General features: G+C 63.9%; 13 protein-coding genes and 1 tRNA gene. 10 read left to right on the top strand and 4 right to left on the bottom strand.

The window, feature by feature from the left end:
• Positions 1–16: 16 nt before the first annotated feature.
• Positions 17–1,093 (bottom strand): tRNA (adenosine(37)-N6)-threonylcarbamoyltransferase complex transferase subunit TsaD, encoded by a 1,077-nt coding sequence (tsaD, locus tag RO009_09110; GenBank protein MDT3685185.1) that lies wholly within the window; start codon positions 1,091–1,093, stop codon positions 17–19.
• Between the two features lie 50 nt (positions 1,094–1,143).
• On the opposite strand from tsaD, the gene hemC reads away from it, so the two are divergent.
• The 5 genes from hemC (at position 1,144) to RO009_09085 (ending at position 5,951) form a co-directional block, all read left to right on the top strand.
• On the top strand, positions 1,144–2,082 hold the full coding sequence (gene hemC, locus RO009_09105) for a hydroxymethylbilane synthase (GenBank protein MDT3685184.1): 939 nt from the start codon (positions 1,144–1,146) through the stop codon (positions 2,080–2,082).
• 3 nt (positions 2,083–2,085) lie between these two features.
• Positions 2,086–2,802 (top strand): uroporphyrinogen-III synthase, encoded by a 717-nt coding sequence (locus tag RO009_09100; GenBank protein ID MDT3685183.1) that lies wholly within the window; start codon positions 2,086–2,088, stop codon positions 2,800–2,802.
• A gap of 105 nt (positions 2,803–2,907) precedes the next feature.
• Positions 2,908–4,200, top strand: coding sequence for a hypothetical protein (locus tag RO009_09095; GenBank protein ID MDT3685182.1), 1,293 nt, complete (start codon positions 2,908–2,910; stop codon positions 4,198–4,200).
• 13 nt (positions 4,201–4,213) lie between these two features.
• The gene (locus RO009_09090) at positions 4,214–5,800 is read left to right on the top strand and encodes a heme biosynthesis HemY N-terminal domain-containing protein (GenBank protein ID MDT3685181.1); all 1,587 of its coding nucleotides are present in this window, start codon (positions 4,214–4,216) and stop codon (positions 5,798–5,800) included.
• Positions 5,801–5,875: 75 nt separating this feature from the next.
• Positions 5,876–5,951, top strand: a tRNA-Thr gene (locus RO009_09085).
• 18 nt (positions 5,952–5,969) lie between these two features.
• Here RO009_09085 and RO009_09080 read toward each other — a convergent pair.
• Positions 5,970–7,613, bottom strand: a complete 1,644-nt coding sequence (locus RO009_09080; GenBank protein MDT3685180.1) for a CHASE domain-containing protein — start codon at positions 7,611–7,613, stop codon at positions 5,970–5,972.
• 116 nt (positions 7,614–7,729) lie between these two features.
• Between RO009_09080 and RO009_09075 the strand changes: the two genes are divergently transcribed.
• The 5 genes from RO009_09075 to RO009_09055 all read left to right on the top strand — a co-directional run bounded on the left by RO009_09075 (position 7,730) and on the right by RO009_09055 (position 13,177).
• The gene (locus RO009_09075; protein MDT3685179.1) at positions 7,730–9,169 is read left to right on the top strand and encodes an MFS transporter; all 1,440 of its coding nucleotides are present in this window, start codon (positions 7,730–7,732) and stop codon (positions 9,167–9,169) included.
• A gap of 119 nt (positions 9,170–9,288) precedes the next feature.
• Positions 9,289–10,233 carry a hydroxyacid dehydrogenase gene (locus RO009_09070; protein ID MDT3685178.1) on the top strand — a complete coding sequence of 315 codons (945 nt, stop codon included), beginning with the start codon at positions 9,289–9,291 and terminating at the stop codon, positions 10,231–10,233.
• 67 nt (positions 10,234–10,300) lie between these two features.
• Positions 10,301–11,308: an ABC transporter substrate-binding protein gene (locus tag RO009_09065; GenBank protein ID MDT3685177.1), complete on the top strand. Its 1,008-nt coding sequence runs from the start codon at positions 10,301–10,303 to the stop codon at positions 11,306–11,308.
• 283 nt (positions 11,309–11,591) lie between these two features.
• Positions 11,592–12,350: an ABC transporter ATP-binding protein gene (locus RO009_09060; protein ID MDT3685176.1), complete on the top strand. Its 759-nt coding sequence runs from the start codon at positions 11,592–11,594 to the stop codon at positions 12,348–12,350.
• Positions 12,347–13,177, top strand: coding sequence for an ABC transporter permease (locus RO009_09055; GenBank protein MDT3685175.1), 831 nt, complete (start codon positions 12,347–12,349; stop codon positions 13,175–13,177). The genes RO009_09060 and RO009_09055 overlap by 4 nt, the downstream gene beginning before the upstream one ends.
• 3 nt (positions 13,178–13,180) lie before the next feature.
• Here the strand turns inward: RO009_09055 and chrA are convergent, their stop codons facing one another.
• Both chrA and RO009_09045 read right to left on the bottom strand, forming a co-directional pair.
• Complete coding sequence (gene chrA, locus RO009_09050) at positions 13,181–14,494, bottom strand: chromate efflux transporter (GenBank protein ID MDT3685174.1); 1,314 nt, start codon at positions 14,492–14,494, stop codon at positions 13,181–13,183.
• Positions 14,491–15,315, bottom strand: a complete 825-nt coding sequence (locus RO009_09045) for a chromate resistance protein (GenBank protein ID MDT3685173.1) — start codon at positions 15,313–15,315, stop codon at positions 14,491–14,493. Before RO009_09045 ends, chrA begins: the two co-directional genes overlap by 4 nt.
• Positions 15,316–15,491 lie beyond the last annotated feature (176 nt).

Raw genomic sequence — 15,491 nt, 5'->3', positions numbered from 1 at the left:
ACCTGCCCCGGCTGGATCAGGCGCGCCGCGTATGGGGCGGTTCGACCATCGCCCGCAACCCGACCACCTCTTCCAGCGGCCAGCGCGCCCGCGGCGCGATCTCCAGACCGTCGGTCAGACCGGCGGCAAGCCGCTCGGCGCCGGCCCAGGCGATCATCGCGCCGTTGTCGGTGCAAAGCGCCGGCGGTGGCAGGACAAGCTGGGTGCCGATTTCGAAGGCGCTGCGGTTCAGCGCTTTTCGGATCGCCTGATTGGCGGCGACGCCTCCGGCCGCGACCAACGCCGTCGGCGCGCCGTAGCGCTCGCGAAAGATGCGCAATCCGGCGCGCAGGCGATCCAGCACCATGTCGACAATCGCCTGTTGGAACGACGCGCAGAGATCGCTGACATCCTGATCGCTCAGCGGCGCGACCTTCTCGGCTTCGAGACGCAAGGCGGTCTTCAGGCCGGACAGGGAGAAATTCGCGTCATGGCGCGCGAGCATCGGACGCGGCAAAGCAAAGCGCTTCGCATCGCCGCGTGCGGCTTCCGCTTCCACCTGCGGCCCGCCGGGATAGCCGAGACCCAGAAGCTTTGCCGTCTTGTCGAAAGCCTCGCCGATGGCGTCGTCGAGGGTGTTCCCAAGCAACACATAGTCCCCGACCCCGCGAACGGCGACGATCTGGGTGTGGCCGCCCGAGGCCAGGAACAGACAATAGGGAAAAGGCACGGCGTCGGTCAGTCGGGCGGTGAGTGCATGCGCCTCAAGATGATTGACGGCGATCAGTGGCTTGTCATTGGCCAAGGCCAGCGCCTTGGCGGTGGTCAAACCGACGATGACGCCGCCGATCAGGCCCGGTCCGGCGGCGGCGGCCACACCATCGATCTCCGCAAACGTGAGGCTCGCCTCGCGCATCGCCTGGGCGATCAGAAGATCCAGCACCTCGACATGGGCGCGTGCGGCGATTTCCGGGACGACGCCGCCAAAAGCGGCATGCTCGCTGGTTTGCGAGAGGACGATATTCGACAGAATCCGGCCGCGTCCATCCGCCTCCCGCGCCACCAAAGCGGCCGCAGTTTCATCGCATGTCGTTTCGATTCCGAGTACAACCATGTCCGTTGGCAGCCGTGTCTCGTGGAACCGGCGTAGCATTGTGAGGTCCGATGGTGCAATCCTCCGCCACTTCCGTTCTGCGTTTGGGCACGCGCGGCTCGCCGCTGGCGCTGGCGCAGGCGAGGATGACGCAGGCGCAGCTTGCGGCCGCACACGGATTTGCGCCCGAAGCCGTTGAAATCTGCGTCATTCGCACGACCGGCGACCGTATTCAGGACCGCTCACTCGCCGAGTCGGGCGGGAAGGGGCTGTTCACCAAGGAACTGGAAGAGGCCCTGCTGGCCGGCGAGATCGATTTCGCCGTGCATTCCTCCAAGGACATGCCGACCGTGCTGCCCGAAGGGCTGGCGCTGGTCGCGTGCCTTGAACGCGAAGATCCGCGTGACGTGCTGGTGAGCCGTATCGCCAAATCCGTCGCCGATCTTCCGCGCGGCGCCCGACTGGGAACCGCATCGCTCCGCCGGCAGGCCATGGCCAAGCGGCTGCGCCCCGACTTTAAGGTCGAGATTCTGCGCGGCAATGTCGAGACGCGTTTGCGCCGCCTCGATGCGGGCGATTTCGACGCCACCTTACTGGCGCTGGCCGGGCTGCGGCGGCTGGGCCTGGAACACGCGGCGACGGCGATCCTCGATACCGACGATTTTCTTCCCGCGGTCGGGCAGGGCGCCATCGTGCTTGAAGCGCGCGAGAAAGACGAGCGGACGCGGCAACATCTCGCCGCGATCGATCACGCCGATACGTCGATTGCGCTGACGGCCGAACGCGCGTTCCTCGCTGTGCTCGATGGGTCCTGCCGCACGCCGATCGGCGGGCACGCCATCATCGACGGATCGCAAATCCGATTTCGCGGCATGATCCTGAAACCGGACGGCAGCGAATGTCACGAGACAACGCGGGACGGCGGGGTCGCCGATGCGGCCGCGCTCGGAGCGGATGCCGGCGCTGAATTGAAGCGGCGCGGCGGTGCCCGCTTCTTTGTGCAGGGATAGATCGTGCGGATTCTGATCACGCGCCCGGTCGACGAAGCGCAACGCACGGCAAACAGATTACGCACGCTCGGACACGAAACGGTGATCGCGCCGCTGCTGCGCATCGAGCTGATCAGCGACGCCCCATTGGGCCGCGGACCCTGGAGCGCCATCGTGATGACCAGCGGCAATGCGGCGCGCGCGCTGATGGCGCATGCACTTTGCTCGGATATCATCGCGCTGCCGGTTTTTGCCGTTGGCCGCCAGACCGCCGCAGCGGCGAAAGTGGCGGGATTTTCCGAAGTGATCTCGTCAGACGGCGACAGCGGCGATCTGGTCCGCCTGATCAGCAAGCGGATGCCGCATCGGGATCGGCCGCTGCTCTATCTCGCGGGGAGCGATGTCGCCCGCAACCTTGCCGGTGATCTGGCAAAGGACGGGGTCAAGGTTGAGACGGTTGTGTTATATCGCGCCACGGCGGCGAATGCTTTCACCGAGGAGGTACAGCTCGCCATGCGCGAAGGCGGCATCGACGGCGTTCTGCACTATTCCCGCCGCAGCAGCGCAATCTTTGTCGCGTGCGGACAATCCGGCGAGTTATTGTCCGAGATCAAAGCCTTGACGCATTTCTGTCTGTCACAACGCGCAGCAGAGCCGCTGCGCGAGATAGGCGCGACAGATATTCGCATCGCGCGCCGGCCTGACGAGGAGGCGTTAATCGAGCTTTTGCTGCATTTTTAAGCTGTGCTTGCCGCCCCAATACCGACGCAGTATCGGATAATGTCGGCGGCCTTGAATCGAATCCCGTGACTCGGGCTTCCCGTTCCAGACAGGAGACGGCATGTCATGACAAGCGACACGGGTGACAAGGGTTCGGGCTCCGGCCCGAAGAAACCGTCATCGTCCGCGCGCCGCCCGCCGACCATAGATCTGAAGGCGACGGAGCTGGCCAACGAGCCGGTTGCAGACGAGCGCGGTCCCGCTGACGAGCCGGCGCAAGCTGCCGCATCCGAGAGCGCGACGAAACCCGAAACACCGCAGTCGACATCCGACGCGAAGGCCGACAGCGTGCCGCCGCGCGCCCCTCAATCCAAACGTCCGATATGGGATCAGCTTCCCGGCGGATTGTCATTGCCGCTGATCGGGACAGCCGTTGCGGCCGGCATCGCATTCTTCCTGCTTGGCCTTGCGGTGGCATATCTGTTTGTCGGCCGTGAGTTCGCTGCCGACGCGCGGCTCGACCGGTTGCAAGCCATCGACGAGCTGAGCGAGCGGATGACGAAGATCGAAACGGCGCTGTCGGCGCCGCGGACGCCGGATGCAGCCTTGATGAGCCGCATCGCGGCGGCGGAAGCAGCGGCGAAGCTTGCCGCAGAAAATGCCGCCGCCCTGGAGCGCCGCGCGGAGGAGCTGTCCGGACTTGTGCGCGAAACGCGCAGCCGTGCCGATGCAGCGGCAGCCTCCGCGGAGGCGGCACAAAAATTGTCAGGCGGGACTTCGCCCGCGGGCGCGGACATCGACGTTGATGCGCTCAATCAGCGCATCGCGGCGCTGGAGCAGGCTTTGAAGACGACAGAAGCCGAACTCGCGCGAAGAACGGCGAGCGCCGCCGACGACAGGAAGAGTCGCGTGGCTGTCGTGGCCTCGATTCTGCTCACCGCTGTGGAGCGCGGCGCGCCGTTCACGGCCGAGCTTGCCGCCGCGAAAGCGCTGGCGCCGGACGCGAAGGCGCTGGCGCCCCTCGACGCTTTCGCACCGAACGGCGTGCCGAGCGCACGCGCCTTGTCCCGCGAACTTGCCGCCGTCACCCCGGCGATGCTGAAAGCGGCGGACAGCGAGGCGCCGCGCGAGGGCGGCTTTCTCGACAAGCTGCAAGCGAGCGCCGAGCGCCTTGTGCGCATCCGACCCGTCGGCGAGACAACAGGCGACAAGCCGCTGGATGTCATCGCGCGCCTTGAGGCAAAGGCAAACGCGTCGGACCTGGAAGGCGCTCTCGCTGAGCTGTCGAAATTGCCGCCGCAGCTGCGCGCGCCGGCTGACGCCTGGGCCGGCAAGATGAAGGCGCGCAACGCGGCGCTCGCGGCCGCCAGACAATTTTCCGCCGGCGCGCTTGCCGTCATCGGCAAGCCGAACTCGTGAGGCCGCAGCGCCGATGATCCGCGTCGCACTTTATCTTGTTCTGGTCGGGCTCCTCGCGCTCGGCGTCGCCTGGTTTGCCGATCGACCGGGTGAGGTTGCAGTCACCTGGCAAGGCCTGCGCATCGAGACCTCGGTCACGGTGACGGTCGTGGCCTTTGTCGCCTTGCTGGCCGTGTCCATCCTGCTGTGGTCGATCCTGCGCGGCATCGTGCGCTCGCCGCGCCAGATTTCCGAATTCTGGCGCAGGCGGCGCAGCGGGCAGGGGCATCTTGCCATCACCCGGGGATTGCTGGCGGTCGGCGCAGGCGATGCCGGTCTGGCGCGGAAATATGCGGATGAAGCAAAGCGGCTCGCATCGCAGGAGCCGCTGACCTTGCTGCTCGGCGCGCAGGCGGCGCAATTGTCCGGCGACCGCGCGGCGGCCGAGCGCAGCTTTCGCGAGATGACGGAGCGGGACGAGACACGCCTGCTCGGGTTGCGCGGCCTCTATGTCGAGGCGCAGCGCCGCGATGACATCGCCGGCGCGCATCTTTATGCGGAGGAAGCCGCGCGGCTCGATCCGTCATTGCCCTGGGCGGGGCAGGCGGTGCTGCAAATCCGCTCGGCACGAGGCGACTGGGCCGGCGCGCTGGATATTGTCGAGCGCAACAGGACAAGCGGCGCCATCGACAAGGACACCTACCGGCGCCAGCGGGCGGTGCTGTTGACCGCGCAGGCGATGGCCTCTGAGGAAACCGATCGCGACGCGGCAAAATCCGCCGTGCTGGAAGCGGTCAAGCTCGCGCCCGATCTGGTGCCGGCGGTGGCGCTGGCGGTGCGGTTTCTGTCCGAGGCGGGCGACATCCGCAAGGCGTCGCGCATGCTGGAGAATGCCTGGCGGACGCAGCCGCACCCCGATCTCGCGGATGCCTATATTCATGTGCGGCTCGGCGATTCGGCGCGCGAGCGCCTCGCGCGCGCGAAGCGGCTGAATGAGAAAGCGCCGCTTAACACGGAAGGTGCCATCGCGCTGGCGCGTGCGGCCATCGATGCGCGCGAATTCATACAGGCGCGCGAAGCGTTGTTTCCCTATCTCGATCAGCCGACGCAACGCATCGCCGTGCTCATGGCCAATCTGGAGCATGCTGAATTCGGCGACGAAGGCCGCGCTCGCGAATGGACCGCGCGCGCCTTGCGCGCCGCCCGCGATCCGCGCTGGACGGCGGACGGCATCGTGTCGGAGCGCTGGATGCCAGTGTCACCGGTCAGCGGGCGCATCGACGCCTTCGAATGGAAGGTGCCACTGGCGGAGATTGCACAGGAAAGCCCCGCCCTCGATCTTGCGCTTGATCTGCCAAAAGAGGCGCCGATCCTTGTCGAGGAAAAGCCTGTCGCTCCGCCGCTTGCCGCGGAGCCGGCTCCGGAAGCTGCAGCGGCGCCTTCCGCCCCTGTTTCATCGGCCGACAATCGTCCGGCGCGAGCCGCCGCTCGGCCCCGCAATGACGACATCGTGCTTCCCACGGTGCCCGCGCCTGACGATCCTGGCCCCGACCCAGATCTGGAACGGGAACCGGTTCCGGAACCGGTGACGTCCGGCTGGCGGCGGTTTTTCACGTGGTGAGGCGGTTTTCCGAGCCTCGCTTGCCAAGGCCGGGCTTGCCCGGTATCAGAGGCCACTTCTCCGCATCTGGCGTTGGCCGCAATAGCTCAGTTGGTAGAGCACCTCATTCGTAATGAGGGGGTCGGGGGTTCGAATCCCTCTTGCGGCACCACTTTTCACGTCACGCGCATCATGCGGGTTTGTCCCCCTTCGGATCGATCAGTTCCTTCAAGGGCGCTTCCAGCTCGTACTGAAACCCTTCGCTGTTGTAATTGACCGTGCTGCGACCGGCCACGTCGCGCGGGGCGATGCGCCGCACCAGCAGCTCGCCGAAACCGCGCCGGCTTGGCGCATTGACGGGCGGGCCGCCGGTTTCGCGCCAGGTCATTTTGAACAGCGGTTCTTCGGCGGTATGGTCGATCGTCCATGTCAAATGCACCTGTCCAAGCGGCATCGACAGCGCACCGTGCTTGGCGGCATTTGTTGCGAGTTCATAGAATAGCAGGGCGAAAGTCTGCGCCGCACGCGGGCGCAACGAGATATCCGGACCGCTGACGGTGATGCGTTCCGCGAAAGGAATGATGTCGTCGGTGATAAGTTGCCGCAGGCCGACGCTGCGCCAGTCGCTGGCGGTGAGCAGCGTCATCGCATTCGACAGCGCCTGTAGACGGCCCTCGCAGGTTTTCTGCACATCCGCAAGATTGTAGCCGGAGGTGAAGCTCAGCCGTACAACCGCCTGCGCGACCGTCATCACGTTGCGGACACGATGATTGAGTTCGTGGATGACGATCTTCAGGCGGTCTTCCGCATCGCGCCGCGATGCCACTTCCTGCGCCAGCGCCGCCGCCCGATTCGCCATGAATCCCAGGAATAGAATGGCGGCACCGGTGAGGCAGAATCCCGCGACCGCCACCCACATTCCGCGCAGCAGACTCTCACGTGTGAGGTTGCGCTGAACAGAATAGACAAACGTCAGGTCACGCCCGCCGAAAGTGCTTGTGCGCTGCATGGACGTGATGTCTTGCGCATTCGCGTCGACAAGTCCGTTCTTTGGGCTTTCGAACAATGTCTGGTTATCGTTCATCGATACCACACGCACGCTGAACTGCAGGTTGCCGCGCTTTGTGCTCAGCGCTCCGCCAATCAGTTCCTCGATCTTGTAGCCAAAGCCGATGACGCCAAGAAAACCGTCATCATCGCCGAAGACCGGCGCATAAAGAACAAATGCGCGCGAGCCTTCATCCTGTCTTAGAGGGGTAGGCGCGGTGCGGGCGACCGCGCGTGTCTGCTGTGCCTGCCGGATGGCGGCCAGCCGTTCGGGCAATGTCGCAACATCAAGCCCGATGACCGAGCGTGCGCTGTCAGGAACAACATCAATGATCGGATAGAGTTGCCGTTCGATATTCTGCACGTCAACGGGCTTGCCGTCAGCGCCGCGGATTGCGGCGCTCTCCAGCCCGGATGCGCGCATCGAACGCACCGCATCTTCGACCTGTTTCGGGCCAACCTGCGGAAGCCACCCCATGGAAGATATATCGGGGGCCAGCGCCAGAATTTTCGTGCCCAACTGCGCCAGCGGCCGCGGCGCCGATAAGGGAGGCGGCCTGAACAGCCTCGCAATGGTAGCGGCCAGATTTTCGCGCGTGGTCAGATAGTCGGTCACTTCCGTGAAATGGGCATCGACCGCTTCGCCAATTCGCAGTCTTTCGATTGCGCGATATTGCTGGGTATCGACCCGCGCCATGAGCAGCGACAGCACGATTCCGCCGGCCGCGAGCACGGCCAGGATGCCCTTTGGCATAGCGGCAAGTCCGGAGGTGCGACGCGAATTCATGTCGGGACTCGAGGGAGAGCTCATGCAATACCCGGCCAATATGTTCAAATTGGTCAAGGCGGCATAGGCGCGCCTTATCGTATGGGAACCGAAATGCCCAGTCGGCATTGATTGCGATGGCATCACATTCAGGTCAGCGCGATACCATCGTCGAAACCGACATTCCGGCGCGCCTTGACCGCCTTCCCTGGAGCCGTTTTCACACGCTTGTCGTCGTTGCGCTGGGCGTCACGTGGATTCTCGACGGACTGGAGGTGACGCTGGCAGGCGCGCTGTCCGGCGCGCTTAAGGAAAGCCCGGTTCTGCAATTCAGCAATATCGATATCGGTATCGCAGGAAGCGTTTATCTGGCCGGCGCAGTTCTCGGCGCCCTGTTCTTCGGGTGGCTGACCGACCGGCTAGGACGAAAGAAGCTCTTCTTCATCACCCTGTCCGTGTATCTGACCGCCACGGCCGCGACCGCGCTGTCCTGGAATATCTGGAGCTTTGCTCTGTTTAGGTTTCTCACCGGTGCCGGCATCGGCGGCGAATACGCCGCCATCAATTCCACGATCCAGGAGCTCGTGCCGGCGCGGGTGCGCGGCTGGACCGATCTTGTCATCAACGGCAGTTTCTGGGTGGGTGCGGCGATCGGCGCCGTGGCCGCGATCGTGCTGCTCGATGCGGCGGTGATCGATCCGGAAATCGGTTGGCGTCTCGCCTTCCTGATCGGCGCGGCGCTTGGCCTCGTTGTCTTCCTGATGCGGATGTGGATACCGGAAAGCCCGCGCTGGCTGATGACGCATGGCCGCGTGGATGAAGCGGAAGCCATCGTCGCCGGAATCGAAAAACGGTCCGGTGTGCAGCCCTCGCCGGCGGCGCAACCGACAGTCCGCTTGCGCACGCGCTTCTTCACGCCGCTGTCCGAAGTGTTCGAGACGCTGTTCAACACGCATCGCAGCCGCGCCTATGTCGGTCTCGCCTTGATGGCGGCGCAGGCGTTTTTCTACAACGCGATCTTTTTCACCTATGCGCTGATGCTCACGGATTTCTACGGGATCGCCGCCAGTCATGTCGGCTGGTACATCCTCCCCTTTGCTACCGGAAATTTTCTCGGGCCGGTCTTTCTCGGCCGTCTGTTCGACACCATCGGACGCCGGCGCATGATCGCATTTACCTACATCGTGTCGGGCCTTCTTCTGGCGGTGAGCGGCTATCTGTTCATGCTCGGATGGTTGACGGCATTGACTCAGACCATTGCCTGGATGATCGTTTTCTTCTTTGCGTCGGCCGCCGCGAGCTCCGCTTACCTGACCGTCAGCGAAACCTTTCCGCTGGAAACCCGCGCCTTCGCCATCGCCGTCTTCTATGCCGTCGGCACCGGCATCGGCGGTGTTATCGGACCGTCTGTCTTCGGCTTGCTGATCGAAACCGGCTCCCGCGCCAGCGTTTTCGCCGGCTATGCCTTCGCCGCCTTGCTGATGATTGCCGCGGCCATTGTCGCGCTTCGCTATTCGGTCAATGCGGAGCGCAAGCCGCTGGAGAGCGTGGCGCGTCCGCTCGCCTTCACGGATTGACGGTGCGACATCGAGATTTACGCCCGGATTTTTTCAACCGTTGTATTGTGGACGGCGTCGTCTTCGGGCAATCATCTTTTGCGATGAACCAGCGGCGCGCTGCGCCGCATTGAGGACTCATGAGCGACATCGTCATCACCGAATTCATGCAAAAAGAAGCGATCGACGAGCTTCTCGCCGGTTTTGACGTCCACTACGACAAGACGCTGGTCGACAATCCGGAGAAGATTCCACCGCTGCTGAGCGATGCGCGTGCGCTGATCGTTCGCAATCGCACCAAGGTCACCAAGGCCATTTTGGAAGCCGCGCCGAGGCTCGAATGCGTCGGGCGCCTCGGCGTCGGCCTCGACAATATCGATCTCAGCGCCTGCAAGGCGCGCGGGATCACGGTCTATCCGGCGATCGGCGCGAATGAGGTTACGGTCGCCGAATATGTCATGGGCGCGATCCTGGTGATGATGCGCAAGGGCGTCTATGCCGCGACGGAAGGTGTGCTGGCCGGCAAATGGATGCGCAACGAGCTGATGGGGCGCGATCTCTCCGGCAAGCAGCTCGGCCTGATCGGCTACGGCAACAACGCGCGCAAGACCGCGTTTCGCGCGCTCGCCTTCGACATGAATGTCGTCGCCTACGATCCGAACGTGCCGGCGAGCGATGCCGCCTGGACGCATCGCATCGGTGTCGTCACCAAGGCCGACCTCGACCCGCTGATCGCAACGTCGGACGTGATCTCGCTGCACCTGCCGGTGACGCCGCAGACAAAGAACCTGATCGACGCCAAGGCGATCGGCCGCATGAAGCGCGGGGCGCTGCTGGTCAATCCCGCGCGCGGTGGCATCGTCGACGAAGCCGCCGTCGTGGAGGCGCTGAAATCCGGTCAGCTCGGCGGCGCCATGCTCGATGTCTTTGTCAATGAGCCGCTGTCGGCCGAGACCGCGGCGCCCTTCAAGGACGCTCCCAACCTGCTGCTCAGCCCGCATGTGGCGGGCGTCACGGTCGAATCCGACGACCGCACCAATCGGATCACCGCGGAGAATGTCCGCCGGCATCTGACCAAGGCGTGAGGGCGCTGGGCATCGGCGCCCGACTTGCTTATCCTGCGAATCGCCGGAAGAGAGCAGGGACCGCGACATGCCTTTTAAGATTTGCCGCCTCGCCGGCGCCATCCTGACCGCTTGGGTGCTGTCGGGCACAGCCGCGCAATCGCTCGACAAGGTGTCGTTCGGCACCAATTGGGTGGCGCAGGCCGAACACGGCGGTTTCTACCAGGCGGTCGCCGACGGCACCTACAGGAAATACGGCCTCGACGTCACCATCGTGCCGGGCGGTCCGAATGTGAACAATCGCATTCTGCTGCCGGTCGGCAAGATCGATTTCTTCATGAGCGCGAACACGCTGCAGTCTTTCGACGCGGTCGAGCAGAAGATTCCGACGCTCATTGTCGCGGCCATGTTCCAGAAGGACCCGCAGGTGCTGCTGGCGCATCCGGGTCAGGGCATTGAGACATTCGATGATCTGAAAAAGCTGACGCTGTTCATCTCCAAGGAAGGCATCGCCAGCTACTACCAATGGATGAAGCGGGAATTCGGATTCACCGACAAGCAGGTGAAGCCTTACACTTTCAATCCGCAGCCTTTTCTTGCCGACAAGCGCAGCGCCATGCAGGGCTATGTGACGTCCGAACCTTATGCCATCGAGACAGTCGGCAAGTTCAAGCCGAAAATTTTTCTGGTCGCGGATCAGGGCTTCAACGCCTATTCGACGCTGATCGAAACGCGCCGTGATCTCGTGGAAAAGAAGCCCGACATTGTGCAGCGCTTCGTCGATGCTTCGATCATCGGCTGGACCATTTATCTCTACGGCGACAACAGGGCGGCGAATGCGCTGATCAAGCGCGACAACCCGGAGATGGATGACGCGCGCATCGCCTATTCGATCGCGAAAATGAAGGAATACGGCATTGTCGATTCCGGCGACACGGAGAAGCTCGGCATCGGCGCCATGACCGACGCGCGCATCAAGGCTTTCTATGACAAGATGGTGCGTGCCGGCGTCGTGAAGGCGAATATCGATTATAAAAAATCCTACACGCTGCAATTTGTGAACAAGGGCGTGGGAGTCAACCTGCGACCGAAATAGCGTGCTTTCGGTTGGCTTGATGCAATGCCTTGCAGCGAACTCCGCGTGCCCTCCATCCCCAACAGAATTTGGGCTTGCCCGGGTTCTGCCACCAATTCACTGGCCGAAGTCGGAAACACACGACGTCGACTGCGGGGAAGGGGTTGGGGGCCTCGTGTCAAAGCAACGCTGTTGCTTTCCTCAACCCTCCCCACAAGGGGGTTAAGATCGAGATGACTACCTCCGCCCGATCAACGGTCATGAGAGATTGCTGGTGATCCAATCGCAGGCCAGGAGTGAGTCGATTGTGTCGTTGCAAGGCGTCGACAAGATCTTCGCCAATCGCGTCACCGCCTTGCGCGGCACCAGTTTCAATGTCCGGCGCCGGGAATTCGTGTCGCTGCTCGGTCCGTCCGGCTGCGGCAAGTCCACCGCCTTGCGCATCCTGGCCGGCCTGAGCGAGCCGTCGGCAGGCGATGTCGTCTGGCATGATGAGCGGCAGGGCGCGCCGGGCGCGATCGGTTTCGTATTCCAGGAGTCGACCCTGATGCCCTGGGCCACCGTCGCAGCGAATGTCTATCTGCCGCTGAAGCTGACGGGTGTCGGCGTCGTACAGGCGCGGCCGCAGATCGCGCAGGCCTTGCAGCGTGTCGGCCTGTCGGATTTCGCCAAGGCCTATCCCCGCGAACTGTCGGGCGGCATGAAGATGCGCGTCTCGATCGCGCGCGCTCTGGTGACGCAGCCGCAATTGCTGCTGATGGATGAGCCCTTCGCCGCGCTGGACGAGATCACGCGGTTCAAGCTCAACAACGATCTGCTGGCGCTGTGGCACGCGTCGGACCAGACAGTGGTGTTCGTCACCCATTCGGTCTTCGAATCGGTGTTCCTGTCGAACCGCGTTCTGGTCATGACGCCCCGCCCGGGCAGGGTCTTTGCCGAGATCGACATCGATGCGCCCTATCCGCGCGCTGAATCGTTCCGCACATCGGCGGAATATGCAGCCTTATGCCGGCGCGTGTCGGACGCGCTGGCGCAGGCTATGGCCGGAGACAAGGCGGCATGAGAAAGTCTCGGCGCCAGCGGGAGGAGGAAAGCCGCGAACGCACCCGCCGCGAGCGGCTGCTGCGCGCCGCGCTTCCCGTGCTTGCGCTGGCATTGGGTTTTGTCGTCTGGGACCTGGTCGTGCGGCTCAAGGGTTTGCCACCTTATGTGCTTCCGGGCCCGGCGCTGGTTTTCAAGACTCTGATCGACGACTGGAGCATACTGTTCGCGTCGCTGCTCTCGACATTGAACACGACTTTCCAGGGACTGGCGCTGGCGCTGTTCGGCGGGGTCGGTCTCGCGATCCTGTTCAACCAGTCGCGGCTGGTCGAATATTCGCTTTACCCCTATGCGGTGATCCTTCAGGTCACGCCGGTGGTCGCGATTGCGCCGCTCTTGCTGATCTATCTGCCGCAGCATGCCGCAGTGCTGGCCTGCGCGTGGATCGTCGCCTTCTTTCCGGTGCTGGCGAATACGACGCTGGGCCTGAATTCGGTCGACCGCAATCTGGCTGAACTGTTTCGGCTTTACGGGGCGTCGCGCTGGCAGGTGTTATGGGAGTTGAAGCTTCCGGCGGCCCTGCCCTACATCCTGGGCGGTCTCAAGATCGCCGGCGGGCTGTCGCTGATCGGCGCGGTGGTTGCCGAGATCGCCGCCGGCTCGGCCGGCGCCGGCTCCGGGCTCGCCTATCGCATCGCTGAATCGGGCTATCGCCTGAACATCCCGCGCATGTTCGCGGCTTTGCTGCTGCTGTCCGTCACCGGCATTGTCATCTTCGCGCTGCTGTCGTGGCTCTCGCATCTGCTGCTGCGGCGCTGGCATGAGAGCGCCGCCGAGCAGGACGCATAAAGGTCATGCGCCTGGGATCAGTCTGACGGCGATTCCCAGCGCCGCCATGATGCCGACCAGCGCCACCAGTCCGACATGGAAACGGAATGCGAGCATGGCGGCGATGGCGGCAAGTGCCGCCGCCATAGCATCGATACTGGCCGGATCGAAGGCGTACCATCGCAGAATCCCGAATCGTGTTTCCTGCACCTCACCGAACAGCACGTGCAGCGCGAACCAGACTGAGAGATTGAGGATCACTCCGACCACCGCCGCGGTGATCGCGGCGAGCGCACCCGTCAATTGGCGATTGGCGCGCAACTGCTCGATGAAAGGTGCGCCGGCAAAGATCAGCAGCATCGACGGCACGAAGATCACCCATAGCGTCATCGCCGCGCCGAGCATACCCGCGAGGATTGGCGTAAACGGCGCCGCTTCGCGGAAGGCCGCAAGGAAGCCGACAAACTGCGTGACCAGGATCAGCGGGCCTGGCGTTGTTTCCGCAAGCCCGAGGCCATCCACCATTTCGGCGGCGGTCAGCCAGCCATTCGTCTCCACGACCTGCTGCGCCATGTACGCCATCAGAGCATAGGCGCCGCCGAAGCTGACAATGGCGAGCTTCGAAAAGAAAGTGCCAATGCCGACGAGGACGTGCTGCCAGCCCAGAACCAGGATCGCGAGCGCCACCGGCGCCCACCAAACGACCAGTCCAATAAACAGCGAGGCCCCTGCGTGCCGCCAGCGGCCTGCCACGGCGGCATCGTTCGCGCCGTGATGCATGGCGAGTGCGAGCCACGCCTGCGCCGCCTGCGCCACAACATAGCCGATCAGCGCCGCCCCAATCACGATCAGCGGAAACGGCAGATCGAAGAAAAAGATGCCGATAAAGGCCGCCGCCGCGAGCCCAACCAGCAGCGGCGTCTTTAAAGCGCGCCGGCCGATGCGGATCAATGCTTCCACCACGATCACCAGCACCGCGGCCTTGATGCCGAACAAGGCGCCGTCGATGAGCGGAACGCCGCGGCCAAGCGAATAGAGCAGGCTCAGACCGAGCATGACGAAGGCGCCGGGCAGGACAAACAGGACACCGGCGGCCAGCCCGCCGCGCACGCCATGCAGGAGCCAGCCGATATAGGTGGCAAGCTGGGTCGCCTCCGGCCCCGGCAACAGCATGCAGAAATTCAGCGCATGCAGGAAACGCGGCTCGTCGACCCATTTCTTCTCGTCGACGACAATGCGATGCATCAGCGCGATCTGGCCGGCCGGCCCGCCGAAGCCGAGACAGCCGATCTTGAACCAGGTCCGGAAAGCCTCTGCGAAGGTCGGCTTTTCGATCATGCTGCCTTTGCCGGCCAGTTGTGACGCTCTTCCGCTGCAAAGCGCAGCCAGGCATAGAGCGCGTCATAGACGACGAAGCCGCGTTCCAGCAGCCCGTGATCGTTATCGTCGGCCAGGGCGGACAAGCCAAGCGACACCGCGAGCAATCCCGAGGCTTCCGGCGCGAGATCAGGCCGCGCGGTATCGGCGCCGCGCACGATTAAAGCCAGCCGCGCCAGCGCAGGTAGGTCTTCGAGGCCGAATGCTTTGAGCAGGGTGTCGAATGAACAGCGCTCGCCCTCATGCGAGAGTTCGACACCCTCGATGTCGAACGGCACCGCGCCCGTCTCTTGCGCGACGGCCCGGACGTCCGGCGGTTCGACGAAAAGAAACCGCGCATCGCGATCGATAAAGCGACGAATCAGCCAGGGGCAGGCTACGCGGTCAATTTTCGGGCGCCGGCGCGTCACCCACAGGCTGGGCCGCTTCAATACAAAACGCTCAAGTGCGGCTTTGGACACCAGTGGCAATCCGGCCTCGATCCATGCCTCGTAGCCGCCGGACAGGACGGAAGCTTCGAACCCCTGTTCGCGCAGAAAAGCGGCCGCGGTCTGGCTGCGTGCGTGACCTTCCTTGCAAACGAGAACGACAGGCAGATCACGGTCGAGCGTCGGCATCCATGATGCGACATCGCTCGGATCGCGCCAGGACGAAGTTGGCAAAACGCCCGGCGACGCGCTCAAGACCTCGTGCCTGCGCGTATCAATGATGCGCGGCGCCTCGGGGCCGCCAAGAAGAATCCAAAGTTCCTGCGGGGAAATGAAGAAACGTGCAGCACGCATAGTCTCCTCCATCTGCGCTTGATGCGCGAAGGAGACGGTTCTTGGGCGTGGCGTGCCTTGGGAAGCGGGGCGACCGTCACAGGCCCCGCACGCAAACGCTAGCGCAATCGGCAGGCTCCTTCAATGGTTCCATCGACAGGGCTGCTCTTCCGGCCCGAAGCTCGCATCCCGCGTCG

It is taken from the genome of Pseudorhodoplanes sp., assembly GCA_032027085.1.
In the GTDB taxonomy this organism is placed as follows: Bacteria; Pseudomonadota; Alphaproteobacteria; order Rhizobiales; family Xanthobacteraceae; genus Pseudorhodoplanes.
This window is presented reverse-complemented; position numbering and strand designations above follow the sequence as displayed.

Bases quoted from the DNA above. Each gene is read 5' to 3' on its own strand.
- tsaD (MDT3685185.1), bottom strand. From the start codon at position 1,093: ATGGTTGTACTCGGAATCGAAACGACATGCGATGAAACTGCGGCCGCT.
- hemC (MDT3685184.1), top strand. From the start codon at position 1,144: ATGGTGCAATCCTCCGCCACTTCCGTTCTGCGTTTGGGCACGCGCGGC.
- RO009_09095 (MDT3685182.1), top strand. From the start codon at position 2,908: ATGACAAGCGACACGGGTGACAAGGGTTCGGGCTCCGGCCCGAAGAAA.
- RO009_09090 (MDT3685181.1), top strand. From the start codon at position 4,214: ATGATCCGCGTCGCACTTTATCTTGTTCTGGTCGGGCTCCTCGCGCTC.
- RO009_09080 (MDT3685180.1), bottom strand. From the start codon at position 7,613: ATGAATTCGCGTCGCACCTCCGGACTTGCCGCTATGCCAAAGGGCATC.
- RO009_09075 (MDT3685179.1), top strand. From the start codon at position 7,730: ATGGCATCACATTCAGGTCAGCGCGATACCATCGTCGAAACCGACATT.
- RO009_09070 (MDT3685178.1), top strand. From the start codon at position 9,289: ATGAGCGACATCGTCATCACCGAATTCATGCAAAAAGAAGCGATCGAC.
- RO009_09065 (MDT3685177.1), top strand. From the start codon at position 10,301: ATGCCTTTTAAGATTTGCCGCCTCGCCGGCGCCATCCTGACCGCTTGG.
- RO009_09055 (MDT3685175.1), top strand. From the start codon at position 12,347: ATGAGAAAGTCTCGGCGCCAGCGGGAGGAGGAAAGCCGCGAACGCACC.
- chrA (MDT3685174.1), bottom strand. From the start codon at position 14,494: ATGATCGAAAAGCCGACCTTCGCAGAGGCTTTCCGGACCTGGTTCAAG.
- RO009_09045 (MDT3685173.1), bottom strand. From the start codon at position 15,315: ATGCGTGCTGCACGTTTCTTCATTTCCCCGCAGGAACTTTGGATTCTT.